The sequence below is a fragment of the Azospirillum baldaniorum genome (genome assembly GCF_003119195.2).
Classification (GTDB): Bacteria; Pseudomonadota; Alphaproteobacteria; order Azospirillales; family Azospirillaceae; genus Azospirillum; species Azospirillum baldaniorum.
Genome location: NZ_CP022253.1, coordinates 1,967,335 through 1,993,408, shown reverse-complemented (window position 1 = coordinate 1,993,408; position 26,074 = coordinate 1,967,335). Strand labels below are relative to the sequence as shown.

Annotated in this window: 26 protein-coding genes and 1 tRNA gene; 22 read left to right on the top strand and 5 right to left on the bottom strand. The window is 67.3% G+C overall.

Features of this window, described 5'->3' with window-relative positions:
• Nucleotides 1-3: 3 nt before the first annotated feature.
• The 4 genes from rpsI (at nt 4) to Sp245p_RS09420 (ending at nt 3,029) form a co-directional block, all read left to right on the top strand.
• The gene (gene rpsI / locus Sp245p_RS09435) at nt 4-486 is read left to right on the top strand and encodes a 30S ribosomal protein S9 (RefSeq protein WP_014240248.1); all 483 of its coding nucleotides are present in this window, start codon (nt 4-6) and stop codon (nt 484-486) included.
• A 135-nt stretch (nt 487-621) separates the two neighbouring features.
• Nucleotides 622-1,674, top strand: a complete 1,053-nt coding sequence (gene argC / locus Sp245p_RS09430; protein ID WP_014240249.1) for an N-acetyl-gamma-glutamyl-phosphate reductase — start codon at nt 622-624, stop codon at nt 1,672-1,674.
• 35 nt (nt 1,675-1,709) lie between these two features.
• Nucleotides 1,710-2,228 (top strand): gamma carbonic anhydrase family protein, encoded by a 519-nt coding sequence (locus Sp245p_RS09425; protein WP_014240250.1) that lies wholly within the window; start codon nt 1,710-1,712, stop codon nt 2,226-2,228.
• Between the two features lie 213 nt (nt 2,229-2,441).
• Nucleotides 2,442-3,029 (top strand): OmpA family protein, encoded by a 588-nt coding sequence (locus tag Sp245p_RS09420; protein ID WP_014240251.1) that lies wholly within the window; start codon nt 2,442-2,444, stop codon nt 3,027-3,029.
• Between the two features lie 179 nt (nt 3,030-3,208).
• Here Sp245p_RS09420 and Sp245p_RS09415 read toward each other — a convergent pair whose 3' ends face one another.
• On the bottom strand, nt 3,209-5,008 hold the full coding sequence (locus Sp245p_RS09415; RefSeq protein WP_014240252.1) for a PHA/PHB synthase family protein: 1,800 nt from the start codon (nt 5,006-5,008) through the stop codon (nt 3,209-3,211).
• Nucleotides 5,009-5,241: 233 nt separating this feature from the next.
• Here Sp245p_RS09415 and Sp245p_RS09410 point away from each other — a divergent pair, with 233 nt between their 5' ends.
• From Sp245p_RS09410 to glpX, 6 genes are all read left to right on the top strand, one after another.
• A complete protein-coding gene (locus tag Sp245p_RS09410; RefSeq protein ID WP_014240253.1) occupies nt 5,242-5,637 on the top strand; it encodes a hypothetical protein in 396 nt (131 codons plus the stop codon).
• A gap of 360 nt (nt 5,638-5,997) precedes the next feature.
• Nucleotides 5,998-6,450, top strand: coding sequence for a MarR family winged helix-turn-helix transcriptional regulator (locus tag Sp245p_RS09405; RefSeq protein ID WP_041811027.1), 453 nt, complete (start codon nt 5,998-6,000; stop codon nt 6,448-6,450).
• Complete coding sequence (locus tag Sp245p_RS09400; protein ID WP_014240255.1) at nt 6,447-7,793, top strand: multidrug effflux MFS transporter; 1,347 nt, start codon at nt 6,447-6,449, stop codon at nt 7,791-7,793. Before Sp245p_RS09405 ends, Sp245p_RS09400 begins: the two co-directional genes overlap by 4 nt.
• A 154-nt stretch (nt 7,794-7,947) precedes the next feature.
• On the top strand, nt 7,948-9,222 hold the full coding sequence (locus Sp245p_RS09395; RefSeq protein WP_014240257.1) for an LL-diaminopimelate aminotransferase: 1,275 nt from the start codon (nt 7,948-7,950) through the stop codon (nt 9,220-9,222).
• Nucleotides 9,222-10,529, top strand: coding sequence for a homoserine dehydrogenase (locus tag Sp245p_RS09390; RefSeq protein WP_014240258.1), 1,308 nt, complete (start codon nt 9,222-9,224; stop codon nt 10,527-10,529). Before Sp245p_RS09395 ends, Sp245p_RS09390 begins: the two co-directional genes overlap by 1 nt.
• A gap of 43 nt (nt 10,530-10,572) precedes the next feature.
• Nucleotides 10,573-11,565 carry a class II fructose-bisphosphatase gene (glpX, locus tag Sp245p_RS09385; protein ID WP_014240259.1) on the top strand — a complete coding sequence of 331 codons (993 nt, stop codon included), beginning with the start codon at nt 10,573-10,575 and terminating at the stop codon, nt 11,563-11,565.
• Between the two features lie 82 nt (nt 11,566-11,647).
• Here the strand turns inward: glpX and Sp245p_RS09380 are convergent, their stop codons facing one another.
• Both Sp245p_RS09380 and Sp245p_RS09375 read right to left on the bottom strand, forming a co-directional pair.
• Complete coding sequence (locus Sp245p_RS09380; protein ID WP_014240260.1) at nt 11,648-12,742, bottom strand: glycerol dehydrogenase; 1,095 nt, start codon at nt 12,740-12,742, stop codon at nt 11,648-11,650.
• A 126-nt stretch (nt 12,743-12,868) separates the two neighbouring features.
• A complete protein-coding gene (locus tag Sp245p_RS09375; RefSeq protein ID WP_014240261.1) occupies nt 12,869-13,159 on the bottom strand; it encodes a transposase in 291 nt (96 codons plus the stop codon).
• Nucleotides 13,160-13,278: 119 nt separating this feature from the next.
• Here Sp245p_RS09375 and Sp245p_RS09370 point away from each other — a divergent pair, with 119 nt between their 5' ends.
• Nucleotides 13,279-14,283 (top strand): sensor histidine kinase, encoded by a 1,005-nt coding sequence (locus tag Sp245p_RS09370; protein WP_041811028.1) that lies wholly within the window; start codon nt 13,279-13,281, stop codon nt 14,281-14,283.
• Nucleotides 14,284-14,450: 167 nt separating this feature from the next.
• On the opposite strand, the gene Sp245p_RS09365 is transcribed toward Sp245p_RS09370, so the two are convergent.
• Entirely contained in the window at nt 14,451-15,002 is a 552-nt protein-coding gene (locus Sp245p_RS09365) for a hypothetical protein (RefSeq protein ID WP_162471574.1), read from the bottom strand.
• Between Sp245p_RS09365 and Sp245p_RS09360 the strand changes: the two genes are divergently transcribed.
• From Sp245p_RS09360 to Sp245p_RS09335, 5 genes are all read left to right on the top strand, one after another.
• Nucleotides 14,947-15,231 (top strand): helix-turn-helix domain-containing protein, encoded by a 285-nt coding sequence (locus Sp245p_RS09360; RefSeq protein WP_014240265.1) that lies wholly within the window; start codon nt 14,947-14,949, stop codon nt 15,229-15,231. The two genes, Sp245p_RS09365 and Sp245p_RS09360, sit on opposite strands and share 56 nt — an antisense overlap.
• A gap of 265 nt (nt 15,232-15,496) precedes the next feature.
• A complete protein-coding gene (recJ, locus tag Sp245p_RS09350; RefSeq protein ID WP_109138478.1) occupies nt 15,497-17,296 on the top strand; it encodes a single-stranded-DNA-specific exonuclease RecJ in 1,800 nt (599 codons plus the stop codon).
• Between the two features lie 123 nt (nt 17,297-17,419).
• Nucleotides 17,420-17,495, top strand: a tRNA-Glu gene (locus Sp245p_RS09345).
• A gap of 234 nt (nt 17,496-17,729) precedes the next feature.
• The gene (locus Sp245p_RS09340; RefSeq protein ID WP_109138477.1) at nt 17,730-18,569 is read left to right on the top strand and encodes an aldo/keto reductase; all 840 of its coding nucleotides are present in this window, start codon (nt 17,730-17,732) and stop codon (nt 18,567-18,569) included.
• Nucleotides 18,570-18,690: 121 nt separating this feature from the next.
• Complete coding sequence (locus Sp245p_RS09335; RefSeq protein ID WP_014240270.1) at nt 18,691-18,897, top strand: hypothetical protein; 207 nt, start codon at nt 18,691-18,693, stop codon at nt 18,895-18,897.
• A gap of 92 nt (nt 18,898-18,989) precedes the next feature.
• Here Sp245p_RS09335 and oxlT read toward each other — a convergent pair whose 3' ends face one another.
• The gene (gene oxlT, locus Sp245p_RS09330) at nt 18,990-20,291 is read right to left on the bottom strand and encodes an oxalate/formate MFS antiporter (protein ID WP_014240271.1); all 1,302 of its coding nucleotides are present in this window, start codon (nt 20,289-20,291) and stop codon (nt 18,990-18,992) included.
• Between the two features lie 488 nt (nt 20,292-20,779).
• Here oxlT and Sp245p_RS09325 point away from each other — a divergent pair, with 488 nt between their 5' ends.
• The 6 genes from Sp245p_RS09325 (at nt 20,780) to Sp245p_RS09300 (ending at nt 26,073) form a co-directional block, all read left to right on the top strand.
• The gene (locus tag Sp245p_RS09325; protein WP_014240273.1) at nt 20,780-21,709 is read left to right on the top strand and encodes a histone deacetylase family protein; all 930 of its coding nucleotides are present in this window, start codon (nt 20,780-20,782) and stop codon (nt 21,707-21,709) included.
• Between the two features lie 155 nt (nt 21,710-21,864).
• On the top strand, nt 21,865-22,335 hold the full coding sequence (locus Sp245p_RS09320; protein WP_014240274.1) for a GNAT family N-acetyltransferase: 471 nt from the start codon (nt 21,865-21,867) through the stop codon (nt 22,333-22,335).
• A gap of 260 nt (nt 22,336-22,595) precedes the next feature.
• Nucleotides 22,596-23,621, top strand: a complete 1,026-nt coding sequence (locus tag Sp245p_RS09315) for a 2-dehydropantoate 2-reductase (protein WP_014240275.1) — start codon at nt 22,596-22,598, stop codon at nt 23,619-23,621.
• 99 nt (nt 23,622-23,720) lie between these two features.
• Nucleotides 23,721-24,176 carry a CBS domain-containing protein gene (locus Sp245p_RS09310; RefSeq protein WP_014240276.1) on the top strand — a complete coding sequence of 152 codons (456 nt, stop codon included), beginning with the start codon at nt 23,721-23,723 and terminating at the stop codon, nt 24,174-24,176.
• 258 nt (nt 24,177-24,434) lie between these two features.
• Nucleotides 24,435-25,625, top strand: coding sequence for a Re/Si-specific NAD(P)(+) transhydrogenase subunit alpha (locus tag Sp245p_RS09305; RefSeq protein ID WP_014240277.1), 1,191 nt, complete (start codon nt 24,435-24,437; stop codon nt 25,623-25,625).
• A gap of 13 nt (nt 25,626-25,638) precedes the next feature.
• Nucleotides 25,639-26,073, top strand: a complete 435-nt coding sequence (locus tag Sp245p_RS09300) for an NAD(P) transhydrogenase subunit alpha part 2 (protein WP_014240278.1) — start codon at nt 25,639-25,641, stop codon at nt 26,071-26,073.
• Nucleotide 26,074 lies beyond the last annotated feature (1 nt).

Here is a 26,074-nt window from a genome sequence, read left to right as displayed (position 1 = left end):
CCAATGGCTCAGGTTACCACCACCCTTTCCGGCCTGAAGGACATCGCTGCCGCTCCGGCCGCCGCCTCCGCCGAAGTGGTCGCCCCGAAGCTGGACGCCCAGGGCCGCGCCTACGCCACCGGCAAGCGCAAGGACGCCGTCGCCCGCGTGTGGATCAAGCCGGGCTCCGGCAAGATCGTCATCAACGGCCGCGACCAGGAAGTCTACTTCGCCCGCCCCGTGCTGCGCATGATGATCGCCCAGCCGTTCGGCATCACCGACCGCGCCGACCAGTTCGACGTGATGGTCACGGTGGCCGGCGGTGGTCTGTCCGGTCAGGCCGGTGCGGTCCGTCACGGCATCTCCAAGGCGCTGACCTACTTCGAGCCGGCGCTCCGTCCGCCGCTGAAGGCCGCCGGCTTCCTGACCCGCGACGCCCGCGTCGTCGAGCGTAAGAAGTACGGCAAGGCCAAGGCCCGCCGCAGCTTCCAGTTCTCGAAGCGCTAAAGCCTACCGCGGACCCGCGTTACTGCTGTACAAGCGAGGGGCGTCCCGACGGGACGCCCCTTTTTTGTTTCAGGTCTGTTTCATTCGTCTTCACCGTTCCGTGCCCATCCCCGTGCGTCAAAAGGAACAGCGTCCATGGCCAACAGCACTTCCCCCATCCGCGTCGGCATTCTTGGCGCGTCCGGTTACACCGGCGCCGAGCTGGTGCGCATGCTTCTCCGCCATCCCGGCGTGGAGATCTGCGCGCTGACGGCCGAGCGACAGGCGGGGAAGCCCATGGCGGAGGTGTTCCCGCATCTGGGCCAGTTCAACCTGCCCGGCCTCGTGAAGATCGAGGAGGTCGCCTGGGACAAGCTGGACGCCGTCTTCTGCGCCCTGCCGCACGGCACCACGCAGGAGGTCATCGCCGGCCTGCCGCGCCACATCAAGGTGGTGGACCTGTCCGCCGACTTCCGCCTGTCCGACCCCGCCGAATACGCCACCTGGTACGGGCATGAGCACCGCGCCGTGGAGCTTCAGAAGGAGGTCGCCTACGGGCTGACCGAGTTCAACCGGCAGGGCGTGCGCAAGGCCCGCGTGGTCGCCAACCCCGGCTGCTACCCGACCTGCTCGCTGCTGGCTTTGCTGCCGCTGCTGATGGATGAGATGATCGAGCCGGGCGGCATCGTGATCGACGCCAAGTCGGGCGTGTCCGGCGCCGGGCGCGACGCCAAGCAGCAGAATCTCTTCACCGAGGTGTCGGAGGGCTTCAACGCCTACGGCGTCGGCCATCACCGCCACATGCCGGAGATCGAGCAGGAGTTGCGGCTGGCCGCCGGGCGTCCGGTGACGGTCAGCTTCACGCCGCACCTCGTCCCGATGAACCGCGGCATGATGGCGACGATCTACGTCCGCATGGCCGACGGGGTCACCGCCGACGACCTGCGCGCCACCCTGACCGCGCGCTACGAATCGGAGCCCTTCGTGAACGTCACGGCGGCGGGCATCGCCCCGGCGACCCGCCACGTCCGCGCCTCCAACCAGGCGCTGATCGGCGTCTTCCCCGACCGCACCCCGCGCGGCGCCATCATCGTCTCGGTCATCGACAATCTGGTGAAGGGCGCCTCCGGCCAAGCCATCCAGAACATGAACGTCATGTTCGGCCTGGGCGAGACGACCGGCCTGGAGCAGGCTCCGCTGTTCCCGTGACAGAAGAGAAACAGCCCGAGGAAAAATTGCCTGCGATGTCCGGCCTGATATTGCCCTTCCAGGGCACGCACCCGAAGATCGACCCCAGCGTCTATGTGGCGCCGACGGCCTCGGTCATCGGCGATGTGGAGATCGGGCCGGGCAGCAGTGTCTGGTTCGGCTGCACGATCCGCGGCGACGTGAACGAGATCCGAATCGGTGCGCGCACCAACATCCAGGACGGTACCGTGATTCACGTCGCGTCGGCGGGGCAGGGGACCTACATCGGCGACGACGTGTCGATCGGTCACATGGCCCTGTTGCACGCCTGCACGCTGGAGGGCGGCTGCTTCATCGGCATGCAGGCCTGCGTCATGGACGGTGCCTACGTCGAGTCGGGGGCCATGGTGGCCGCCGGGGCTCTGGTGACCCCTGGGAAGCGTGTGGCAACGGGGCAACTTTGGGCCGGAAGTCCCGCAAGACCCGTGCGTGCACTTACGGAAAAGGACACATCTTTCTTCCCGGTAAACATCCGGAACTACGTGCGGCTTGCTCAAATCTACAGAGAAGGCTAATACCTCTTTAGTGCGTCGCAGCACTGTGGCATACTAGCAACAGTGACACCGGCACGAAACGTGTAGGACTTCCGGAGGGTATGTTTGTACGTGGACAAACCCCACATGTTTCGCGTTTTGTCACGTTACATGCACGCGATATGTCCTATCGTTTGTGCGATTCGTCCTCCGCGAACCAAGCGGTAGGGAGTGTGTCTCTAAGGGAGTGGAGAAATGAACAGCTTCTTCCGCGCTACCATGGCCGTCGTGCCGGCCGCCGTCGTCGCTTTCGGCCTGACCGCCGGGGCTCAGGCCCAGAGCGCCGACACCGCCGAGTGGTGCAACCCGGTCATCGGCTGGAACGACACCCCGGTCCGCACGGCGGATGGCGGCTACGCCACCCACCAGGGCAGCTTCAAGTGCCCGCCGGCCGCCGCTCCGGCGGTTGCCCCGGCCCCGGCCGCCCGCGCCCAGACCGAATACCTCGTGTTCTTCGACTGGGATAAGGCCAACGTCACCCCGGCCGCCGATCGCGTGATCGGCGATGCGGCCGCCGCCATCGGCAAGGGCGCCAACGCCCGCGTCCATGTCGTCGGCCACACCGACACCTCGGGTTCGCCGGCCTACAACCAGCGTCTGTCGGTGCGTCGCGCCGAGGCGGTGAAGCAGGCCCTCGTCTCCAAGGGCATCGCCGCCGGCGCCATCACCACCGAGGGCAAGGGCGAGAGCCAGCTCCTGGTGCAGACCGGCCCGAACGTCCGCGAGCCGTCCAACCGTCGTGCGCAGATCCTGCCGCGCGGTGCGAACGCCCCGTCGTCGTAAGGCGCAGGTTCCCTTTCGGGACACGGAGCCCCGGACTTCGGTCCGGGGCTTTCGCCGACAAAGGAAAAGGCCCCGGACATTTGTCCGGGGCCTTTTCTTATGGGCCATCTCTTGTGGCCCGCCGCTCCGACGGTCCCGGGCATCCGGAGGGCGGCAAACCGCCCTCCGGATTCGGGGCATCAGACGATGCGCACCTTGGCGTAGGAGCCGGGGGCGTCTTCCAGAACGGGCAGGCCGCCCTTTTCCGGGTTGCGCGCCGGGACCTTGCCTTCGGAGAAGGTGGAGACCCAGCTGTTCCACTCCGGCCACCAGGAGCCGGGGGTCTGCTCCGACGACGCCAGCCAGTCGTCCGAGGCCTTCGGCAGCTTGGCGTTGGTCCAGTAGCAGTACTTGCCGGCAGCCGGCGGGTTCACCACGCCGGCGATGTGGCCGGAGGCCGCCAGCACGAACTTCACCGGGCCGGAGAACAGGTGGGCGCCCATGTAGGTGGACTTCCACGGCGCGATGTGGTCCTCGCGCGCCGACAGGAAGAAGGACGGGGTCTTCACGTTGCGCAGGTCGATCGGCACGCCGCCCAGCGACACCGCGCCCGGCTTCGCCAGCAGGTTCTTCTGGTACATGTTGCGCAGGTAGAAGCTGTGCATCGCCGCCGGCATGCGGGTCGAATCGCTGTTCCAGTAGAGCAGGTCGAACGGGAACGGGTCCTTGCCGAGCAGGTAGTTGTTCACCACGAACGACCAGATCAGGTCGTTGGCGCGCAGCATGTTGAAGGTGGTCGCCATCTTCGAGCCGTCCAGGTAGCCCTGCTGGGCCATCTGGCTCTCGATCATGGTGAGCTGCTCCTCGTCGATGAAGACCGACAGCTCGCCGGCTTCGGTGAAGTCCAGCATGGTGGTGAAGAAGGTGGCCGACTTGATGCGGTCGTCCTTCTTGGCGGCCATGTAGGACAGGGTGGAGGCCAGCAGCGTGCCGCCCAGGCAGTAGCCGATGGCGTTCACGTCCTTCTCGCCGGTCACCTTCTCGATGGCGTCCAGCGCGGCCAGAACGCCTTCGAACATGTAGTCTTCGAAGCCCTTCTGGGCCAGCTTCTCATCCGGGTTCACCCAGGACAGGACGAAGACGCTGTGGCCCTGGTCCACCGCCCACTTGATGAAGCTGTTCTTCTCGCGCAGATCCAGGATGTAGTACTTGTTGATCCAGGGCGGCACGATCATCAGCGGCCGCTTGTTCACCTCCGGCGTGGTCGGGGTGTACTGGATGAGCTGCATCAGATCGGTCTGGAAGACGACCTTGCCCGGGGTGACGGCGATGTTCTTGCCGACCTGGAAGGCGTCGTAGTCGGTCATGGAGATGCGCAGCTCGCCCTTGCCGCGCTCCAGGTCCTTCAGCAGGTGCTCCAGGCCCTTGACGAGGTTCTCGCCGCCCGTCTCGATGGTCGTGCGCAGCACCTCCGGGTTCGTCATGACGAAGTTGGAGGGCGCCATCGCGTCGACGAACTGGCGGGTGTAGAAGTCGACCTTCTTGGCCGTGTGGTCGTCCAGCCCATCCACCTCGTTGACCGTCGACTGCATCCACCGGGCCGACAGCAGGTAGGACTGCTTGATGAAGTCGAACAGGGTGTTCTCGTCCCAGGCCGAATCCTTGAAGCGGCGGTCGTCCTTCGCCGGGGCGATGACCGGCTGGGCCTCCTGGCCGAAGAAGCGCTGGGTGGTGCGCTGCCACAGGGTCAGGTAGTCCTGCCACAGCGTCATCTGCGCCTTCATCAGCTTGGCCGGATCGGCCATCATGCGCGTGGTCATTTCCAGGAACGCATGGCCGACGCCCATCGGGTCGGGGTTCTTCGCGCCGACGCCGTCCGAGGCCTGACGGGACAGGAATTCGGTGACCAGCCGCTGGCTCTGCTCGGCGATGCGGGTCATCGCCCGCGACATCTCCACCGGGTCGGGAAGCTTGACGTCAGGGGCCTGGTTTTCGGCCATTGGTGCGGTCCTTCTTCTTTAGGCGAGTTTTAGGCTTCAGGAGGGACGTTGTGCGGTTTATACAGTGCCTGCCGGAAGTCTGTTCGGTCGGAGTGCGTTCCGGTCCTGGCATCCCGGACAGCTTATGCCATGTCCGTTCGAGCCGGGGTCCGTCATACACCTCTCGTATGAAGATTTCATTTCGCCCACCACCGTTCAAGCGGCCGGATGGGTTCGGATGTGGGGTTCGCAGAATGGAAACGGGTATCCGACGCGGCGTGGTTGCGAAGGCGGGCCGGCTGGGTCCGGCGCTGTCCGTCCTGGTTGTTCTCGCTCTGCCGGCCTGCAGCGACCGCGTGCTCGACACCGGGCTGGTCGGTGCCGTGACCGGCCGCGACGTACCCAGCCAGGAGTCGCCGGTGCGCGGCATGTCCGGCCAGAACCGGGAATACCCCAATCTCGGCACCGTTCCGCCGCGCCCCACCGATCTGCGGACGGAAGCGCAGCGCCAGCAGGACCTTGACCGTCTGGCCCAGGACCGTGCGGCCGCCAAGACCATGCTGCCGACCCCCATGGACGTTCCCCCGCCGCCGGACATCACGCCTGGACAGCCAAGCGCCGGGAAGCCCGCCCCCGGAAAGCCCAATTGAGGGCTGGGGTGTAGCAAAAGGCGGGCGCTGCCAGTAATCCGTAAGTATACCTATGCGGAGCGTCCTTCGGCCTCTGATGGCATCCCTTTGAAGGAAAGGGACGCGCCGGTCTTCGTCCGGTCGATGCGCAGTTACGAAGGCGGTGGCGCGGACCACGGAGCACCCATTGCTGCTGCCAAGGTGGAAAAACTACGTCTTGCGGCGGCGGGTCCGCAACAGATTTTCATGCTGCGACTATTTGGCGCGTCGGCTTCGCTTCAGCTTGGGCGGTCATGCCGCTGCACGGCCATGGCGTCGCAGCATGACCGCCCTGCGCCGCCCGTGGTTGCTGGAAATCATAAGGCGCCCTTACAATAAGGGATGCTTGATGAATCCCCCTTCGGAATGATCCTGATCGACTGCGCGCGGCTTCTGCGCGCGCGGTTCGACCGTGCCCTGGACGACGCCCGGCTCGGCCTCACGGCGGGGGAGGCGCGGGCGCTGGTCTATGTCTGCCGCCACCCCGGCTCGCGCCAGTCGGTGCTGGCGACCCACATGTGGGTGGAGCCGATGACCCTGGTCGGCTTCCTCGACCGGCTGGAGGCGCGCGGGCTGGTGGTCCGCGAGCCGGACCCGGCGGACCGCCGCGCCAAGATCGTCCAGCCGACCCCGCAGGCCGAGCCGCTGGCGCTCCAGGTCCTGGAGGCCTTCCGCACCGAGCGCGAGTCGGCCATGGCCGACCTTTCGGCGGAAGAGATCGTCCTGCTCAAGGACATGCTGGGCCGCCTGCGCAACCGCATGATCGCCGACGACCGCGGCGGGGCCGGCCAATGAGCCGTCCTCCCGTGCAGACCGACGCGCCCGCCATGACGGAGACGCGGACGGCCGTCATCGGAACGCTGATCGTCACGCTGGGGCCGCTCAGCCTCGCGCTCTACACGCCGGCCCTGCCGATGCTGGTGGAGGCGTTCCAGACCACACCGGCGGCGCTGAAGCTGACGCTCTCCGTCTATTTCTTCGGCTTCGCCTTTTCCCAGCTCGCCTGCGGGCCGCTGTCCGACGCCTACGGGCGGCGGCCGGTCGCCTTGGGCTTCTTCGTCACCTACGTCCTGGGCAGCGTCGTGGCGGCGCTGTCGGGCAGCATCGAATGGCTTCTGGTCGGCCGGGCGCTGCAGGGCATCGGGGCGGCGGCGGGTATTGCCATTTCCCGCGCCATCGTGCGTGACCAGTTCACCGGCCAGCGGTCGGCGCGCATCCTGAACCTGATCGGGCTGATGCTGGCCATCGTGCCGGCGGTGGCGCCGACGCTGGGCGGGGTGATCCTCGGCACGGTGGGCTGGCACGCCATCTTCGTGGTGATGACGCTCTACGGCCTCGCCGTGCTGACGGTCTTCGCGCTGGGCACGGCGGAGACCAACCGGACGCGCGACCGCACGGCGGCCCGGCCCGGCCCGGTGATCCGCAACTACCGGACCCTGCTGACCGACCGGCGCTTCATGCGGGCGGGGCTGGTGCTCGGCACGACGCTGGGCGGCCTCTACACCATGGCGGCGCTGCTGCCCTTCGTGATGATCGAGCGGGTGGGGCTGAGCCCGACCGTCTTCGGCTTCGCCATGCTGCTGCAGACCGGCTCCTACACGCTGGGAGCGACCCTGGCGGGGCGGCTGCTGCGCCGGGTGGACGCGATGCGGCTGATCCCCTACGGGCTGGCCTGCGTGGCCGTGGGCGGGCTCGGCTTTGCCCTGGCGCCCCTGACCGGCGAGCCGACCGTGGCGAGCGTGATGGGGCCGACCGCCGTCTGGGCCTTCGGCATCGCCCTGGTCATGCCCGGGGCCACCAGCGACGCTCTGGCCGGCTTCCCCCGCATGGCCGGGGCGGCGTCGGCCCTGATCGGCTTCATGCAGATCGGCGGCGGGCTGGCCGGCACGGCGGTGGCCGCCCTGTTCGCCGATCCCTACACCGCGACGACGGCCATCATGCCGGGCCTCGCCGCGCTGTCGCTGCTGTCCTACGCGCTGCTGCGCGTGCCGGCGTCCCGGCGCGGCCACCCGGCCAAGCCCGCCCGGCCGGAGGATCTGGAGGTCGCCGTGGACCCCGTCGCCCTGGTCGGCGCCGGCGGCGAGGAGATCGAGGAGGCGCTGCACCAGCGTCGGGCTTCCGGCCGCAAGGGAGGCTGAAGATGGGCTTCGGCGTCCGGTATGCCTCAGGCAGCGCAGGAATGCGGCCGGACGCGAATTTTACCTCGCTTCTGAAGATGCGGGGCGGTAGATAAGTGGTCCCGGTCCGCAAATATGGGTTCGTGGCGTGGCCGGACAAGGCTTCGGAGCGTCCATGAGCGATTCAGAATTCCACCGGATCAAGCGGCTTCCGCCCTACGTCTTCGCCGAAGTGAACGCCATGAAGGCGCGAGCCCGAGCTGCCGGCGAGGACATCATCGACCTCGGCATGGGCAACCCGGACCAGCCGACGCCCCAGCATATCGTCGATAAGCTGATCGAGGCCGTGCGCGATCCCAAGACGCACCGCTACTCGAACTCCCGCGGCATCCCAGGCCTGCGCAAGGCGCACGCGGCCTATTACAAGCGCCGCTTCAACGTGGACGTCGATCCGGAGTCGGAGTGCATCGTCACCATCGGGTCGAAGGAGGGCTTGGCCAACCTCGCCCAGGCGATCACCAGCCCCGGCGACATCATCCTGGTGCCGAACCCCAGCTACCCGATCCATCCCTTCGGCTTCATCCTGGCCGGCGCCTCGGTGCGCCATCTGCCGGTGGGGCAGGCCAACGGCACCTCCACCGACATCGACAGCTTCATGATCATGCTGGAGCGCGCCGTGCGCCACAGCGTGCCGAAGCCGCTGGCGCTGGTGCTGAACTACCCGTCCAACCCGACGGCGGAGGTGGTCGGCCTCGACTTCTACCGCCCGATCGTCGAGTTCTGCCGCAAGCACGGCATCTACATCCTGTCGGATCTGGCCTACGCCGAGGTGTTCTTCGACGGTGAGCCGCCGCCCTCGATCCTGGAGATCCCGGAAGCGCGCGAGGTGGCCGTCGAATTCACCTCGATGTCGAAGACCTATTCGATGGCCGGCTGGCGCATCGGCTTCGCCACCGGAAACAAGAAGCTCATCACCGCGCTGGCCCGCATCAAGTCGTATCTGGACTACGGCGCCTTCACGCCGATCCAGGTCGCCGCGACCGCCGCGCTGAACGGCCCGCAGGAGTGCGTGGAGCAGGTGCGCACCATGTACCGCCAGCGCCGCGACGTGATGATCGAGGGTCTGGCCTCGGCCGGCTGGACGGTGCCGAGCCCGTCGGCCTCGATGTTCGCCTGGGCGCCGATTCCGGAGCCCTTCGCCCATCTCGGCTCGCTGGAATTCTCCAAGCTGCTGCTGCAGGAGGCCAAGGTGGCCGTGGCGCCGGGCATCGGTTTCGGCGAGTACGGCGACGGCCATGTCCGTCTGGCGCTGGTGGAGAACGTCCACCGCATCCGTCAGGCGACCCGCAACATCAAGGAGTTCTTCCGCTCCAACGCCGCCGGTGCGGCGGCGAGCAAGGACCCGGCGGCGCGCGCCGCCCTCCTCGACCCGGAGAAAGCGAAAGTCTGATGTCCGACTCCCACAAAACAGGCCCCCTGAAAATCGCCGTCGCGGGCCTGGGCACGGTCGGCGCGGGCGTTCTGAAGCTTCTGGAGCGGCAGGCCGACCTGATCGAGCAGCGCTGCGGCCGCCGCATCGAGGTGGTGGCGGTCAGCGCCCGCTCGCGCGGCAAGGACCGCGGCGTCGACCTGTCGAAGGCCGAATGGTACGACGACCCGGTGGCGCTCGCCGCCCATCCCGGCGTGGATGTGGTGGTCGAGCTGATCGGCGGGTCCGAAGGGGCGGCGAAGGAGACCGTCGAGCTGGCGCTGGAGCGGGGACGCCACGTCGTCACCGCCAACAAGGCGCTGCTCGCCCATCACGGCACCGCGCTCGCGGCCAAGGCGGAGGCCGCCGGCCTCGCCATCGGCTTCGAGGCGGCGGTGGCCGGCGGCATCCCGATCATCAAGGGGCTGCGCGAGGGATTGGCGGCCAACCGGGTGTCGGAGGTGCACGGCATCCTCAACGGCACCTGCAACTACATCCTCACCGAGATGCGCACCACCGGCCGCGATTTCGCGGACGTGCTGGCCGACGCGCAGAAGCTGGGCTACGCGGAAGCCGACCCGAGCTTCGACATCGACGGTGTGGACGCGGCGCACAAGCTGGCGATCCTGACCTCGGTGGCCTTCGGCACGCCGGTGGACTTCAAGAGCGTCCATGTCGAGGGCATCCGCCATGTCTCGGCGGTGGACTTCGACTACGCCGACGCGCTCGGCTACCGGATCAAGCTGCTGGGCATCGCCCGGCGCACCGATCACGGGATCGAGCAGCGCGTGCACCCCTGCATGGTGCCGAAGGCGGCGCCCATCGCGGCGGTGGACGGCGTGTTCAACGCCGTGATCGCCCAGGGCGACTTCGTGGACCGCGTGCTGTTCGTCGGCCGCGGCGCGGGCGAGGGACCGACGGCCTCGGCCGTGGTCGCCGACCTGATCGACATCGCCCGCGGGCGCTCCACCCCCACCTTCGGCGTGCCGGCGGCCCAGCTTTCCGAGGCGCAGCCGTCGCCGATGGAGGCGCGCCGGGGGTCGTACTACGTACGCCTGATGGTCGTGGACCGTCCCGGCGTGATAGCGGATGTTGCGGCGGCGATGCGCGACCAGAACGTCTCCATGGAGCAGTTCCTGCAGCGCGGGCGCGCCCCCGGTGAAGCGGTGCCGGTGGTCCTGACCACCCATGACACCGAAGAGGCGGCCATGCAGCGCGCGCTTGCCACCATCGCCGATAAGGAGTCGGTGGTCGAGCCGCCGCGTATGATCCGCATCGAACAGTTTTGACCGAACCATAGAAGAACCGAGCATCGATTCGGGGGAGAACACCATGTCCGTTCATGTCGACCTGTCCGGTATGGACCGGAACCTGGCTCTGGAAGCCGTCCGCGTCACCGAGGCCGCCGCGCTGTCCGCGTCGCTGCTGATGGGCCGCGGTGACGAGAAGCTTGCCGACCAGGCCGCGGTCGACGCCATGCGCCAGGCGCTCAACACCCTCTACATCGACGGCACCGTCGTGATCGGCGAGGGCGAGCGCGACGAGGCGCCCATGCTCTACATCGGCGAGAAGGTCGGCGCCGGCATCGGCCGCGGGCCGAAGGTCGACATCGCGCTCGACCCGCTGGAAGGCACCACCATCTGCGCCACCGGCGGCCCGAATTCGTTGGCCGTCATCGCCATGGCGGACGAGGGCGGCTTCCTGAACGCCCCCGACGTCTACATGGACAAGATCGCCGTCGGTTCCGGCCTGCCGGAAGGCGTGGTCGATCTCGACGAGACGCCGGCCAACAACCTCAAGGCGCTGGCCAAGGCCAAGGGCACCGAGGTGCAGGAGCTGCTGGTCTGCATCCTGAACCGTCCGCGCCACGCCGAGCTGATCGCCCGCGTCCGCGAGGCCGGCGCGCGCATCATGCTGATCAACGACGGCGACGTGTCGGGCGTGATCGCCACCAGCCAGGCCGGCACCGGCGTCGACATGTATGTCGGCTCCGGCGGCGCGCCGGAAGGCGTTCTGGCCGCGGCGGCGCTGCGTTGCATCGGCGGCCAGTTCCAGGGCCGTCTGCTGTTCCGCAACGACGACGAGAAGGCCCGCGCCGCCCGTTGGGGCGTCAAGGACCTGAACAAGAAGTACAGCCTGACCGAGCTGGCCAGCGGCAACGTCATGTTCGCCGCGACCGGCGTGACCGACGGCGCCATGCTGCGCGGCGTCCGCCGCTTCCCCGGCGGCGCGACCACCCACTCGGTGATCATGCGCTCCAAGTCGGGCACCGTGCGCTACGTCGAGGCGCACCACAACCTGCAGCGCAAGCCGAGCATGGCGTAAGGCCGCTTAAGGAAAAAAAAGGGGCGCGCGGCCATCCGCCGCGCGCCCCTTTCTTTTTTGGAGATTTCTCCTTTTTCGGAGACTACAGGCCCTTCCGCCGCCGTCCCTCGGCGTCGGCGGCCTTCATGGCGGCCAGGACGCGCTGCGGGGTGATCTCGTGTGGCTCGTTGTGGATGGTCTCGCCCTCGGCGCAGGCCCGCTCCGCCGCCAACAGGAGCCGCTCGTCCGACACGCCGGCAAGGCCGATCTCGGCCAGCGTCGTCGGCAGCCCCACCGCCTTGCAGAAGCCGTAGACCTCGTCCAGCACCGCGGGCGGCCGATCGGTCAGGATCAGCAGGGTCAGCGTGCCGAAGGCGACCTTTTCGCCGTGCCAGCAATGGTGCGTTTCCTCCAGCGCGGTCAGGCCGTTGTGGACGGCGTGCGCCGCCGCCAGTCCGCCGCTCTCGAAGCCCAGCCCGCTCAGCAGCGTGTTGGCCTCGACGATGCGCTCCAGCGCCGGGGTGACCACGCCCTGCTCGCAGGCCGATTTGGCGAGCACGCCATACTCCAGAAGCGTGTCGTAGCACAGCCGGGCCAGCGCGAAGGCGGTCATCGGGCCGACGCGTCCGGTCATGTTGCCGCCGCGCTTGATGCGGCAGTCCTCCGCCTCGAACCAGGTGGACAGGGCGTCGCCCATGCCGGAGACGAGGAAGCGCACCGGCGCGCTCGCCACCACACCGGTGTCGACCAGCACGAGGTCGGGGTTGCGCGGCAGCACGAGGTAGCGCTTGAACGCCCCCTCCGGCGTGTAGATCACCGACAGGGCGCTGCACGGCGCGTCGGTGGAGGCGAGCGTCGGGACGATGGCGGTGCGCGCGTTCAGTGCGTGGGCGACCGCCTTGGCGGTGTCGAGCGCCTTGCCGCCGCCGATGCCGGCCACGACGTCGGCGCCCATGGCGCGGGCGAGGCCGGTCAGCCGCTCGATCTCCTCGTCGGAGCACTCGCCACGGAATTCCTGGATGTTCATCTCGACGCGCCCAGCGGCGGCCTCGACCAGCCGGCCTTTCAGCGTCTTCAGGACGAAACTGTCGGTGACGGCCAGAACCGTCTTGCCCAACCGGGCCAGATCCTCGCCCAGACTGTCGAGGGCGCCGTTGCCCTGGACGTAGCGGGCCGGAAAGATCGCCGTGGTGATCATGGTTCCCTCCTCCGCGGATTGGTACCCGCAGTGGAGCAAGACTCTTCTGCCTCCGCAATGACCTGCCTCAAGTTGCGGCGCAGCAAATAAATCCACTGCCTTTGTGTTGGGGCGCTTCTGCAAAGGTCAGAGCCATAGAAGGATGGCGGCGACGGTGATCATAGCGAGGTAGTTGGCGGCGCGCTTCTTGTACCGGGTGGCGATCCGGCGGAACTGCTTCAACAGGCCGATCAGGCGCTCCACACGGTTACACTCGCGATAGGCGGTGCGATCAAACGTTGGCTCCGGGCGCTCGTTTCTCTTGGTCGGGATCGCTGGCTGGATGCCGCGGCGGTGCAGGGCGCGGCAGATCACGCCGCTGCTGCAGGCTTTGTCGGCGACCAGCCGTTCCGGTTTCGTCAACTCAAGGCGTACCATCCGAACCAGATGGGGGCGAGGAAGCCGAGGCCCACCGTTTTCCGGAACATCCGTCCTGTGACCGAAGACGGCCCTCAGGTGTTGTCCATACCCGTCTGCCGGCTTGATCGGATTAAGGTATGGAAAACCTGCTTCTTCAGTTCCTCCCCAAGGACCCACAATCGATCTGGGTGCGATACGGGGTTACAGCCGTGATCATTGCTATCACGACGCTGTTGCGTTACGTGCTTGAGCCCATCCTAAGCAAATACCCCTTCCTTCTATACATCCCTGCAATTTTCCTGGTCTCACTGCTGTTCGACCGCGCGTCTGGTTTTATCGCCGTACTCCTATCTGGTGGTTTCGCGGCGTGGTTGTTCATGGAACCGCGGGGTGATCTCTGGATCGCCGATCATGGCGACCAGTTGGCCTTCATGATCTATGTCGGCCTGGGGCTTGGTATCGCCGCGATCACGGAAATGCTGCGCACAACGCTCGAGGAGCTGTGCCAGTCCTGGGAAAAGCTGGCTGCGTCAGATCGGGAAAAGGATCTCATGCTGCAGGAGATCCATCACCGCATCCGCAACGATCTCCAAATGATCTCCGCCCAGCTGACCTTGGCGGCCATGCGGCCGGAAAACGCCCAAGCGATGATGCAAGGGACCATTGAGCGCATCGGTGTGTTGGCCCGCATTTATGGCCGCCTGCGCCGGGTCGATGGGGCGAGCATCGTGAACGTAAAGGAGTTTCTGGAGAGCTTGGTGGAGGACCTCCAGCTGGGCATGGTGGGCGTGCGACCGATTGCCTTGAGCGCCCGCGCGGACAGCGTGGACTTGGACATGAACACGGCTGTCGCTGTCGGCACCATTGCCAACGAACTCGTTACCAACGCGGTCAAGTACGCCTTCCCCGACGCGCAGGCAGGCTGGGTTGATCTCTCGTTTCGCCAGGAGGCAGACGAGTACGTTCTGTGCGTCAGCGACAACGGCGTCGGGTTCACCTCGGACCAGCCGAAAGGGACGGGTCTCGGGCGTCAGATCGTGCAGCAGCTGGCGTTGCAGCTTCGAGGCAAGCTGGACATACAGTCCCGAACGGAAGGTGGGATTCAGGCAATGCTCCGTTTTCCTGTTCCGCGTCCAGGCTAGGCTCCAGTCGACACTGCGCTTTCCCGCCTTGCAAGAATGGAAAGCCCGTACGCTAACAGCGGCGCTCAACCGCCAACAGGTCTTCCAGGCAGAAGCATTCGCAACCCGGCACCGGTTTGCAGAAGCGCCCTAACAAATAGTGGGCGACAGTGGTGGGGTGCCGTTCTTCACCGATGCATGTGCATGGCGTAAGCGAGCACCAGATGTTCCAACTCAGGGCGCCGCAAGTGGGGCGCGTCAGCCGTGAGGAAAGCCACCGACCGCGTGATCATCGCCACCGTTTCGGGCGGCGTGCAATCGCCCCCGGCCACCGTGACGGTCATCAGCAGCGCCACGGCGTCGCCCAAGCAGCGCGGTTCCAATCGCTGGAGTCGCTCTTTCGCTGCCGCCATGGCCCGCACGGCTCCGGCCTCCGGCACCCGGTCCCAGTGAGCGAGCGGTGCTGTCAGCACGTCCAGATCCCGCAATCCCGGCGAGTCCGTCCGCACGGGCAGGCGAACAAAGCCCAGACCGAGGGCAGGGTGGGATAACGCGGGCAAAGCTGTGCTATCCTCAGAATCCACCATGATCTGAGCCTCTGTAAGTGAGCAAAGGAGTGGTGCAGCGATCGAGCCGTGTGTGCGGCTTGTTTCACCTTCAACGCCATACTGCCGATAGCCAAGAATGCAGTCAAGTGCCGAAATCGGAACAGGGTTGTCAATTTTCCCGATCCAGTGCAAGCTTGCCCGTGTCGCATTGAACTGGGGCGTGCGTGATCTGGCACAGAAAGCGGATGTGTCGGCTAGCACGGTTGCCCGTTTCGAACGTGGCGACCGTTTGCTCCCGCGAACCGTTCTAACCTTGCGCCAAGCATTGGAGGCCGGCGGCATCGAATTCATTGGCGAGGCGGACGGGAAGGGACCGGGGTTACGGTTTCGGCAGCCATTTCCCGCTGAGTCGGAGGGCTGAAGGGGTAGAGCATCTGCCTCCCGGTTTGCCCCCACCCTAACCCTCCCCCGCTGGGCGGGGGAGGGAACTCCGCCGCACGTCCGCAAAACTCCTGCCTCCCTCCCCCGCCCAGCGGGGGAGGGCCGGGGTGGGGGCAGTCCCTTCGGAAGACTGCGCCATGCTTGGCGGAGCTGCCCGAGGTACAGGGCCAACCCCACCCGCTGGCCCCCGCCGCCCTACTTCTGCTATGGCTTCGGCCATTCCGATCCGTGGCATCCTGGGCAGCATGACCGACACCGTTCCCCCCTTCCTGAACGTCGCCCATTCCCTGTCCGGCAAGCGCTGGCAGGCGCGGCCCTACGACGAGCGGCTGGCCTGGGGGCTGGCGCAGGGGCGGGGGCTGCCGGAGATCGTCGGGCGGGTGCTCGCCGCCCGCGGGGTGACCGAGGAGGCGTGCGACGGCTTCCTGAACCCGACGCTGAAGGCGCTGCTTCCCGACCCCTCCCGCTTCAAGGACATGGACATCGCCGCGGAGCGCATCGCCCGCGCGATCATGGATGGCGAGCCGGTGGCCGTCTTCGGCGACTATGACGTGGACGGCGCCACCTCCTCCGCGCTGCTGCGGCGCTTCTTCCGGGCGGTGGGAGCGGATCTGCGCATCTACGTGCCCGACCGCATGAAGGAGGGCTACGGCCCCAACGGCCCGGCGCTGCTGCGGCTGAAGGCCGAGGGCGTGCGGCTGGTCGTGACGGTGGATTGCGGCATCTCCGCCTTCGCGGCCCTGGAGGCGGCGGCGGAGGCCGGGCTGGAGGTGGTGGTGCTCGACCATCACGCGGCGGAACCGCGCCTGCCGCCGGCCGTCGCCCTGGTCAACCCGAACCGGCTGGACGAGGACGGCGCCTACCGCACGCTGTGCGCGGCGGGGGTCACCTTCCTGGCCATGGTGGCGGTGAACCGGGCGCTGCGCAGCGCCGGATTCTACGCGGGCCGCAACGAGCCGAACCTCATGGAATGGCTCGACCTCGTGGCGCTGGGCACGGTGTGCGACGTGGTGCCGCTGACGGGGTTGAACCGCGCCCTGGTTGCGCAGGGGCTGAAGGTGATGGCGCGGCGCGCCAACCCCGGCCTGTCCGCCTTGTCCGATGTCGCCGGGGTCAAGGAGAAGCCGGACGCCTACCACGCCGGCTTCGTGCTCGGCCCGCGGGTCAACGCCGGCGGGCGCGTCGGCGCGTCGGACCTCGGGGCGCGGCTGCTCTCCACCGACGACCCCATGGAGGCGATGGAACTGGCCCAGAAGCTGGAGGCCCACAACGCCGAGCGCCGCGCGGTGGAGCAGGGCGTGCTCGCCGACGCCATGGCCCGGCTGGAGGAGCACGCCGAGGAACTGGCCGAGTTGGTCTTCGTGGCGGGGGAGGGCTGGCACCCCGGCGTGATCGGCATCGTCGCCAGCCGCCTGAAGGAGCGCTACAGCCGCCCCGCCTGCGTCATCGCGCTGGAGGAGGGGGCGGATGGCACGGTGATCGGCAAGGCCTCGGGCCGCTCGGTGCGCGGGGTCGATCTCGGGGCGGCGGTGATCGCGGCGCGGCAGGAAGGGCTGCTGATGGCCGGCGGCGGGCACCGCATGGCGGCCGGCTTCACCGTGGCCGGGAGCAAGCTGGCCGACCTGCAGGCCTTCCTGACCGGCCGCGTCGCCGAACAGGTGGCCGCGGCCCCGCTGGTGCCGACGCTGGAACTGGACGGCGCGCTGTCCGTGGGGGCGGCGAACACGTCCCTGGTTGACCGCCTGAACCAGCTCGGCCCGTTCGGCACCGGCAACGCGGAGCCGCGCTTCGCCGTCACCGACGCCCGTGTGGTGCGGGCCGACGTGGTCGGGGCGAATCATGTCCGCTGCATCCTGCAGGGTGGCGACGGCGCCCGGCTGAAGGCCATCGCCTTCCGCGCGCTGGAGAGCGAGATGGGAAAAGCCCTGCTGATGGGCCGCGGATCGCCCTTCCACATCGCCGGTGTCCTGCGCATCGACCGCTGGAACGGGGCGGAGGGAGTCCAGCTCCTGATCGACGACGCCGCACCCTCCCAAACCATGTGAATGCAAACAAATTCGCCGTGGAGATGGTGCATGGGGGGCATACGCGAACGGGGTAGAAAGGAGTTGGAAAAAACGCTTGCGCTCGGCCCGTCATCCCATTAGTAATCCCGCCACGCCAACGACGTCCCCATCGTCTAGAGGCCTAGGACACCGCCCTTTCACGGCGGCGACAGGGGTTCGAATCCCCTTGGGGACGCCATCTTCTCACAGGTTGGCACCGGTTTCGAAAGCTCAGCCCTTGGCTGAGCTTTTGTCGTTTCAGGCGTCATTTGTCCGGCACCTTTGCCGGTCTGGTAAGCGACCCGTTCGCCGCGCCGCGGTCGCCGGCTTCTCCCACCCGCCGAAATAGCGCCAAGGGGCGGTTTCCAGGGGGGGCTCCGTGGACTAACGTTCCTCACGCCCCTCGACGGGGCCAAGGGAACGGGAGACATCCATGACCATTCCGACGACACGCCTTCCTTCGGGAACCGCCGTTCCGGTGCTCGGCCAGGGCACCTGGTACATGGGCGAGGACAGCCGCGACCGCGCGCGGGAGGCGGCGGCGCTGCGGCTTGGCCTCGACCTCGGCATGACGCTGATCGACACGGCGGAGATGTACGCCGACGGCGGGGCGGAGGAGGTGGTCGGCGAGGCCATCGCCGGGCGGCGCGACGAGGTGTTCCTGGTCAGCAAGGTGTTGCCGATGAACGCCAGCCTGCGCGGCACCATTGCGGCCTGTGAACGCAGCCTGAAGCGTCTGCGCACCGACCGCATCGACCTCTATCTGCTGCACTGGCGCGGCAGCCACGACTTCTCCGAGACGATCGCGGCCTTCGACACGCTGATGCGCGACGGCAAGATCGGCCAATGGGGCGTCAGCAACCTGGATCTCCAGGATATGGAGGAGTTGGTCGGCACGCCGGGTGGGGAGGGGGTGCAGACCAATCAACTCCTCTACAACCTGACGCGCCGCGGAATCGAGTACGACCTGCAGCCCTGGTGCCGTGGGCGGGGCATTCCGATCATGGCCTATTCGCCGATCGAGCAGGGGCGGATGCTGCGCCATCCCGAGCTTCGCCGCGTCGCCGAGCGGCACGGCGCGACGCCGGCCCAGGTCGGGCTGGCTTGGCTGCTGCGCCAGGACGGGGTGGTCGCCATCCCTAAGGCGTCGGACCCCGCCCATGTCCGCGACAACCGGGCCGCCGCCGATTTGCGGCTCGACGAACAGGATCTCGCGGACCTCGACCGGGCCTTCCCGCCGCCCCGCGGGCCGCGCCCGCTGGAGATGCTGTAGCGCGGCGAAGCGCCGCGCTTGCGGTGGCGGACTCGATTTCCCTGGCCGAACGGCCTATGTATGCTGCATTGCGGAATCAGGCATGCCTGAGTCCGCGTGTGGCTTATCCGGGAATCGAAGCATGCTCGCCATCGTTCTTCTGTCCATGCTGCTGTCGGGATTCGCCATCGTCGTGGCGCGGATTCTGACCGCCGAGGTCGCCACCGCCGGCGTGCCGGTCCGCGATCCCTGGTCGCCCCGGCATCTCCGCCGGGTGAAGAAGGCGCGCAAGGCGCAGGAGGAGATCAAGGGCGGCCCGTCCTGGGCGTCCTTCCCGCGCGGGCTCTGACCTTCTCCCAGAGACTGATTCCCCAAAAGCAAATCGGGCCGGGAAATTTCCCGGCCCGATTGCGTTCGGGTGCTGATGGCGCGTCCGGCGCCTTACTGGGCCGGCTCCGCCGCCAGCTTCGAGGCCGGGAGGCTCTCGTTGATCTGGCGGGCGCGCATCGGCTTCAGGACGAAGATGGCCAGCAGGGCGGCGATGCCGTTGACCGCGGCGGCGAAGAAGAACACCGCCTGCCAGCTGCCGGTCGAGGCGACCGCCACGTTGGCGAAGGGAACGACCAGCGACGCGGTGCCCTTGGCGGTGTACAGCAGGCCGGCGTTGGTGGTGGCGAACTTCGAGCCGAAGGAGTCGCCGCACAGCGCCGGGAACAGGCTGTAGATCTCACCCCAGGCGAAGAACACCAGACCCGTCAGGATCACGAAGGCGACGGGGTTGTGGCCCCACTGGTTCAGCGCCAGGATGCCGACGCACTCCAGAGCGAAGGCGATGAACATCGTGTTCTCGCGGCCGATGTGGTCCGACACCCAGCCGAAGAAGGGGCGGGTGACGCCGTTCAGCACGCGGTCGATCGACAGGGCGAAGGTCAGCGCCGGCAGGGTCAGGCCCATGATGCTGACGGGCACGCCGTCCAGGTGGAAGTCCTTGGCGATCGGGCCGAGCTGCGCGGTCGCCATCAGGCCGCCCGCCGCCACCATCACGAACATGGCGTACATGACCCAGAAGACCGGGGTCTTCAGCATCTGGACCGGGGTGTAGCTCTCGCGGGTCTGCGACACCGCCGAGCGGGTGACCTCCGGAACCTGACCCTTCTTCGGCGACGCCAGGAACCACGCCAGCGCGAGGATCACCGCGCCCTGGCCGATGCCGAAGGTCATGAAGGTGGCTTCATAGCCCGAGGAGTGGATCATGTTGGCGATGGGAACGACCGTGAGGGCCGAGCCGGCGCCGAAACCGGCGGCGGTCAGGCCGGCGGCGAGGCCGCGGCGGTCGGGGAACCACTTCAGCGCGTTGCCCACGCAGGTGCCATAGACGCCGCCGGCACCGATGCCGCCCAGCGCCGCGCCGAGATAGAGCATGGCGAGCGAGTCGGCCACCGAGTTGACCGCCCAGGCCGCGGCGCAGAGCACGCCGCCGATCAGGACGACGATGCGCGGGCCGAACTTGTCGACGAACCAGCCTTCGACGGGAACCAGCCAGGTTTCCATGACGACGAAGATGGTGAAAGCCACCTGGATGGCCGCACGGCCCCAGCCATGCTTCTGGTCGATGGGCTCGACAAACAGAGTCCAGCCATACTGCAGGTTCGCGATCATCGACATGCAGATGACGCCGATGACGAGCTGGAACCAGCGGCCGCCGAGGGGCCCCTTCGGGGCCTCCGTGAGGGCTTGGTGCATTTCTCTCCTCCTAGAAGCGATCTCTTTGCGAAGCGGTCTTTTGCTTTTTTGAGTCGGGTTGTTTTTGTTTTTTTGACCGGAGGTTTCCCCGTGGTGTGCCGGGTCGTCTCCATCGCCTTGGCCTGACCGTGGAACCGGCCGCTTGGTGTGGGCGGCTTAAGCTCCCGGGATGAGCGTTTTTGGCATTAGAGATATGGTATGCCAGATACAGTTTCCGGCGCAAGCTGTTTGTCAGCGTAACAAACAGACTCGGCGTGCGAGGGCCGCTCTACCACCTTCGGAAGCGCTGATGGCCTTTGTCTGAATAGGGGTTCTTGCGCTTGGACGGTTGCAGTGCTGACGGTTCGTCAGCAAAGCGATTTGGTCCGTTCTGGTATCTGGTATACATATAAGGCAAGAGCGCGCGTCGACTCGGGATGGCATGACGCTTCCGCGCCGTCGCGCGAAGACCAGCTTCAGATCGTCGGTACAGGGGAGGAGAAGACTCGATGACCACCGCCATTTTCACCCATCCGGACTTCCTGGCGCACGACACCGGCCCGGGACACCCGGAGCGTCCCGAGCGAATCGCCGTGGTGTGGGAGGTTCTGGACCGCGATGAGTTTCGCGATCTGCCCCGCTTCGAGGCCCCGGAGGCGGAGGTCGAGCAGCTGCGCTGGGTCCATGACCCGGCCTATGTGGACGCCGTGCTGAACGCGGTCCCGGACAGCGGCCATGCCCGGCTGGACGCCGACACCGTGCTGTCGCCCACCTCGCGCTCGGCGATTCTGCGGGCCGCCGGCGCGGTCTGCGCGGCGGTGGACGCGGTGCTGGACGGGACGGCGAAAAACGCCTTCTGCGCCGTCCGCCCCTGCGGCCATCACGCCGAGCCGGCCCGCGCCATGGGCTTCTGCGTCTTCAACAACGTGGCGGTCGGTGCCGAGCACGCCCGCAAGCGGCGTGGCCTGACCCGCGTCGCCGTGGTCGATTACGACGTGCACCACGGCAACGGCACCCAGGCGATGTTCTGGGACGACGCCGACCTGTTCTTCGCTTCGACCCATCAGTCGCCGCTTTATCCCGGCACCGGCTCGATGAGCGAGACCGGAGTCGCCGACAACATCGTCAACGCGCCACTGCCGCCCCACTCCGGGACGGTGGAGTTCCGCCAAGCCATGGAGCGCCGCATCCTCCCCGCGCTGGAGGAGTTCCAGCCGGAGCTGATCCTGATCTCCGCCGGATTCGACGCCCACGCCCGCGACCCTCTGGCGTCGCTGAACTTCACCGGTCCGGATTTCGAATGGGCGACGCGCAAGCTGGTCGAGGCGGCGGACCGGCTGTGCGACGGCCGGGTCGTGACGGTGCTGGAGGGTGGCTACGACATGGTGGGGCTCGCCGAAGGGTGCGCCGCCCATCTCCAGGCCCTGATGCGCGCCTGACCGGGGCTCGGACGACGAAGCCCGGGTGATTTCGAGGGACTTTGCGCAGCTGCACCATAAGGTCGGTTGCTTCCTGCACGGATTATCTGGTATACCAAATACCAGAGAGACGAACAGAGTCCCTCGAACACACAAAAAAACGGGAGTTACGCACGATGGACCAGCGGATCGCCGAACAGAACGCTGCCGACCAGCACACCATCGAGATCGCTCTGGCGAAGACCGACGCAGACATCGCCGACAGCTACGCGGTGGTGAAGGAACTGCGCACCCACATGACCGACCCCGACGCCTACGCCGCCCAGATCCGCCGCCAGATGGAGGACGGCTACAACATGGCGCTCCTGCGCATCGACGGCGAGGTGGCCGGCTGCGGCGGCTTCCGCGTTCACGAGACGCTGTCGCGCGGTCGCTATATGTATGTTGAGGACCTCGTCACCTCGCCGAAGCACCGTTCCTTCGGTCTGGGCGACAAGCTGTTCGATTGGCTGGCCGGTCAGGCCCGCGAAAAGGGCTGCGCCCAGATGGAAATCATCTCCGGCGTCCAGCGCGGCGACGCGCACCGCTTCTATCACCGCAAGCGCATGACGGTTAAGGCGTTCCAGCTCGTCCTGCCGCTCACCTGATCCCACACACCGGATGGACCCGCGAACCGGGCGTCCGGACGGGCCGGGCGTCCGGTTTTCCATGCTCGAACTTTCGTTGGAAAACCCAGGATTCTCGCCCGATTCCGGATCATGCCCCTCCCTCGACAGGGTCTATTTTGCCAGTTGACATCTGGTATCTGGTATACCAAACTCCGTATTTGTTCGGTGTGCTGATTGATTGGGGTTACTGCAAAGGCTGCGCGGCGCGTGGCCGATAATTGGGGGAGAGGAAACGGGTTATGAAGATCTGCATCTTTGGGTCCGGGGCCATCGGCGGGTATCTGGGTGTGCGTCTCCACCAGGCCGGCGCGGATGTCAGCCTCGTGGCGCGCGGCGCCCATCTCACGGCCATGCGTGAGAACGGCGTGAAGCTGATCGTCGGAGAGGAAGAAACGGTCGTCCACCCCCGCTGCACCGACAACGCGGCGGAACTCGGCCCGCAGGACTACGTCATCATCGGTCTGAAGGCCCATTCCGTTCCCAGCGTCGTCAACGCCATCCAGCCGCTGCTCGGCAAGGACACCGCCGTGGTCACCGCGGTCAACGGCATCCCCTACTGGTACTTCTACAAGAACGGCGGCGAGTTCGAAGGCCGGGTGCTCGACACCGTCGATCCCGGCGGCATCCAGTGGAACGGCCTGAGCCCGGAGCGCGCCATCGGCTGCGTCGTCTACCCCGCGACCGAAGTTGTCGAACCCGGCGTCATTCAGCACATCTACGGCGACAAGTTCTCGTTGGGCGAGCCGGACGGCAGCCAGTCCGACCGCGTGAAGAAGCTCAGCGCGGCGATGGAGGCCGGCGGCCTGCGCGCCCCGGTGCTCGACCGCATCCGCGACGAGATCTGGCTGAAACTGTGGGGCAACCTCTGCTTCAACCCGATCAGCGCGCTCACCCACGCCACGCTGGACGTCATCTGCTCCGATCCGGAAACCCGCGCCGTCGCCAAGTCGATGATGCTGGAGGCCAAGGAGATCGGCGACCGTCTGGGCGTGCATTTCCGGGTGGATGTGGAGCGCCGCATCAACGGTGCCGGCGCGGTCGGCGCGCACAAGACCTCGATGCTCCAGGATCTGGAGCGCGGCCGTCCGATGGAGATCGACGCCCTGCTGTCGGTGGTCCAGGAAATGGGCCGCATGGTCGGCGTGGCGACCCCGACCATCGACGTGGTCCTGGCGCTCGTCCGCCAGCGCGGCGAGATCGCCGACTGCTACACCCGCCCGCAGCGGGCATCGTCCGAGGCCGCCCCCGCGGTCGCCGCCCAGTAGGGCGGACACCGTCCGGCCCCGCACACAGAAACCAACGCCCCCAACGACGAAGCGAAGCAACGCCGAGGGGCCGGACAATCGCTTCACAGGAGGAGCGTCATGAGGGTTGAAGACATTCTCCGCCGGAAGGGGACGCGCATCGGCACGGTGCGCATCAACGAAACCGTGGAAACGGCGTTGCGTCTTCTGAAGGCCGAAAACACCGGCGCGCTGGTGGTCAAGGACGTCTGCCGGACCGAGGGCAACACGGTCGTCGGGGTGATTTCCGAACGCGACATCGTGCGCAGCCTGACCGACCGCGGGCCGGGCATCCTATCCCTGCCGGTCACGGCGGTGATGAGCCACCATCCCGTCTGCTGCGCGCCGGGCGATTCCGTCCGCCACGTGCTCCAGCTGATGGACGAGCACACCATTCGTCACGTCCCCGTTCTGGACGGCGCGTCGCTGGTCGGCGTGGTCAGCGTGCGCGATCTCATCAAGGCGCAGCTCGATGCCGCCCCGCCGGACGCCGGGGCCGGCGAGGTCGTCAGCTATCCCGTCGCCGCGGCCCAGTGACGAACGGCGGCGCCTTGGGCAGTGCCTGGGGCAGCCTTCCCGTGACGGCGGCGGTGGTCCGGAGGCGGTCACCCGCATCCATCCCGGGTGACCGCTCCGCCGCCCTGCGGGCCTGACGCCGGACCACGCCTCGTCGCTGGCCGGCACCGACATCATTCGAGAATTTGACCGGCGGGCCGCCCGCCGAGGCCGCCCGCCGTCGAGGCCGGAGCGCTGACGCCTCGTCCTGCCGATTGCTTTGGGAGGCAATCAACAACCATGAAAATCGCCATACCCAGGGAGCGGCGCGCGGGCGAGAATCGCGTCGCGGCGTCTCCGGAAACCGTCAAGAAGATCAAAGGTCTCGGTCTCGACGTCGTGGTCGAGGCCGGCGCCGGTCTGGGCTCGAACCTGCCGGACCGGGTGTACCAGGACGCCGGCGCGGAGATCGCGCCGGACGCCGCGTCGGCTCTGGCCGATGCCGACATCGTGCTGAAGGTGCAGCGCCCGCTGCTGGCCGGGGAAGGGGACCTCGACGAGCTGGCGCTGATCAAGCGCGGCGCGCTGCTGTTCGCCATCCTCAACCCCTACAACAGCCGCGACCACGTGGCGGCCTACGCCGCGGCCGGGGTGAACGCCTTCGCCATGGAGTTCATGCCGCGCATCACCCGCGCCCAGGTCATGGACGTGCTGTCCTCGCAGGCCAACCTCGCCGGCTACAAGGCGGTGGTCGATGCCGCCAGCGAGTACGGCCGCGCCTACCCGATGATGATGACCGCGGCGGGCACGGTGCCGCCGGCCCGCGCCTTCATCATGGGCGTCGGTGTGGCGGGCCTGCAGGCCATCGCCACGGCCAAGCGGCTGGGCGCCATCGTCTCGGCGACCGACGTGCGTCCGGCGGTCAAGGAGCAGGTGCAGTCGCTGGGCGGCAGCTTCGTCGCGGTGGAGAACGAGGAGTTCAAGCAGGCCGAGACGGCGGGCGGCTACGCCAAGGAGATGTCGGACGACTACAAGCGCCAGCAGGCGGCGCTGGTGGCCGAGCACATCAAGAAGCAGGACATCGTCATCACCACGGCGCTGATCCCCGGGCGCAAGGCGCCGATCCTGGTGACGCGCGAGCATGTGGCGTCGATGAAGCCGGGCTCGGTGCTGATCGATCTGGCGGTGGAGCAGGGCGGCAACGTCGAGGGCTCGGAGCTGGGCAAGGTCGTCACCACGGAGAACGGGGTGAAGATCGTCGGCCACGCCAACTACCCCAGCCGCATCGCCGAGAGCGCCTCGCTCTTGTACGCCAAGAACCTGCTCGCGCTGCTGCAGTCGCTGCACGACAAGGACCCCGAGGACAGCAAAAAGGGTCGCGTCACGCTCAACTGGGACGACGAGATCGTGAAGGCCATCGCGCTCACCCGCGATGGGCAGGTCGTCCATCCCGCCTTCGCGGACACGGTCCGCGAAGTCCAGACCGTCTGAGGAGGCGGCTTCCATGGAACATCCCGATCCCGCGAGCCAGATTGAGGCCTTCCGCCACTCGCTCCTCACCCTGACCAACCAGACGGCGGAGCTTCAGGTCCAGGTTGCCCAGATGACCCACGCGATGCCGATCCCGGCGCCCGTCCTGGACGCGGCGAGCCATGGCAATTTCTTCATCACCGGCCTGACGGTGTTCGTGCTGGCCTGCTTCGTCGGCTACTACGTGGTGTGGCGGGTGACGCCGGCGCTGCACTCGCCGCTGATGGCGGTGACCAACGCGGTGTCCTCGGTGATCATCGTCGGCGCCCTGATCGCCGCCGGCCCCGCGGGGTTCGGCTTCTCCAAGATCATGGGCTTCCTCGCGGTCATCCTGGCCAGCGTCAACATCTTCGGCGGCTTCCTGGTCACCCAGCGCATGCTGTCGATGTTCAAGAAGAAGGGCAAGTAAC

Coding starts and splice junctions, on each gene's coding strand:
- Sp245p_RS09305 (WP_014240277.1), top strand. CDS start 24,435: ATGAAAATCGCCATACCCAGGGAGCGGCGCGCGGGCGAGAATCGCGTC.
- Sp245p_RS09400 (WP_014240255.1), top strand. CDS start 6,447: ATGAGCCGTCCTCCCGTGCAGACCGACGCGCCCGCCATGACGGAGACG.
- glpX (WP_014240259.1), top strand. CDS start 10,573: ATGTCCGTTCATGTCGACCTGTCCGGTATGGACCGGAACCTGGCTCTG.
- Sp245p_RS09300 (WP_014240278.1), top strand. CDS start 25,639: ATGGAACATCCCGATCCCGCGAGCCAGATTGAGGCCTTCCGCCACTCG.
- rpsI (WP_014240248.1), top strand. CDS start 4: ATGGCTCAGGTTACCACCACCCTTTCCGGCCTGAAGGACATCGCTGCC.
- Sp245p_RS09390 (WP_014240258.1), top strand. CDS start 9,222: ATGTCCGACTCCCACAAAACAGGCCCCCTGAAAATCGCCGTCGCGGGC.
- Sp245p_RS09315 (WP_014240275.1), top strand. CDS start 22,596: ATGAAGATCTGCATCTTTGGGTCCGGGGCCATCGGCGGGTATCTGGGT.
- Sp245p_RS09310 (WP_014240276.1), top strand. CDS start 23,721: ATGAGGGTTGAAGACATTCTCCGCCGGAAGGGGACGCGCATCGGCACG.
- Sp245p_RS09395 (WP_014240257.1), top strand. CDS start 7,948: ATGAGCGATTCAGAATTCCACCGGATCAAGCGGCTTCCGCCCTACGTC.
- argC (WP_014240249.1), top strand. CDS start 622: ATGGCCAACAGCACTTCCCCCATCCGCGTCGGCATTCTTGGCGCGTCC.
- Sp245p_RS09335 (WP_014240270.1), top strand. CDS start 18,691: ATGCTCGCCATCGTTCTTCTGTCCATGCTGCTGTCGGGATTCGCCATC.
- Sp245p_RS09380 (WP_014240260.1), bottom strand. CDS start 12,742: ATGATCACCACGGCGATCTTTCCGGCCCGCTACGTCCAGGGCAACGGC.
- Sp245p_RS09410 (WP_014240253.1), top strand. CDS start 5,242: ATGGAAACGGGTATCCGACGCGGCGTGGTTGCGAAGGCGGGCCGGCTG.
- Sp245p_RS09370 (WP_041811028.1), top strand. CDS start 13,279: ATGGAAAACCTGCTTCTTCAGTTCCTCCCCAAGGACCCACAATCGATC.
- recJ (WP_109138478.1), top strand. CDS start 15,497: ATGACCGACACCGTTCCCCCCTTCCTGAACGTCGCCCATTCCCTGTCC.
- Sp245p_RS09360 (WP_014240265.1), top strand. CDS start 14,947: ATGCAGTCAAGTGCCGAAATCGGAACAGGGTTGTCAATTTTCCCGATC.
- Sp245p_RS09415 (WP_014240252.1), bottom strand. CDS start 5,008: ATGGCCGAAAACCAGGCCCCTGACGTCAAGCTTCCCGACCCGGTGGAG.
- Sp245p_RS09420 (WP_014240251.1), top strand. CDS start 2,442: ATGAACAGCTTCTTCCGCGCTACCATGGCCGTCGTGCCGGCCGCCGTC.
- Sp245p_RS09325 (WP_014240273.1), top strand. CDS start 20,780: ATGACCACCGCCATTTTCACCCATCCGGACTTCCTGGCGCACGACACC.
- oxlT (WP_014240271.1), bottom strand. CDS start 20,291: ATGCACCAAGCCCTCACGGAGGCCCCGAAGGGGCCCCTCGGCGGCCGC.
- Sp245p_RS09405 (WP_041811027.1), top strand. CDS start 5,998: ATGCTTGATGAATCCCCCTTCGGAATGATCCTGATCGACTGCGCGCGG.
- Sp245p_RS09320 (WP_014240274.1), top strand. CDS start 21,865: ATGGACCAGCGGATCGCCGAACAGAACGCTGCCGACCAGCACACCATC.
- Sp245p_RS09340 (WP_109138477.1), top strand. CDS start 17,730: ATGACCATTCCGACGACACGCCTTCCTTCGGGAACCGCCGTTCCGGTG.
- Sp245p_RS09375 (WP_014240261.1), bottom strand. CDS start 13,159: ATGGTACGCCTTGAGTTGACGAAACCGGAACGGCTGGTCGCCGACAAA.
- Sp245p_RS09425 (WP_014240250.1), top strand. CDS start 1,710: ATGTCCGGCCTGATATTGCCCTTCCAGGGCACGCACCCGAAGATCGAC.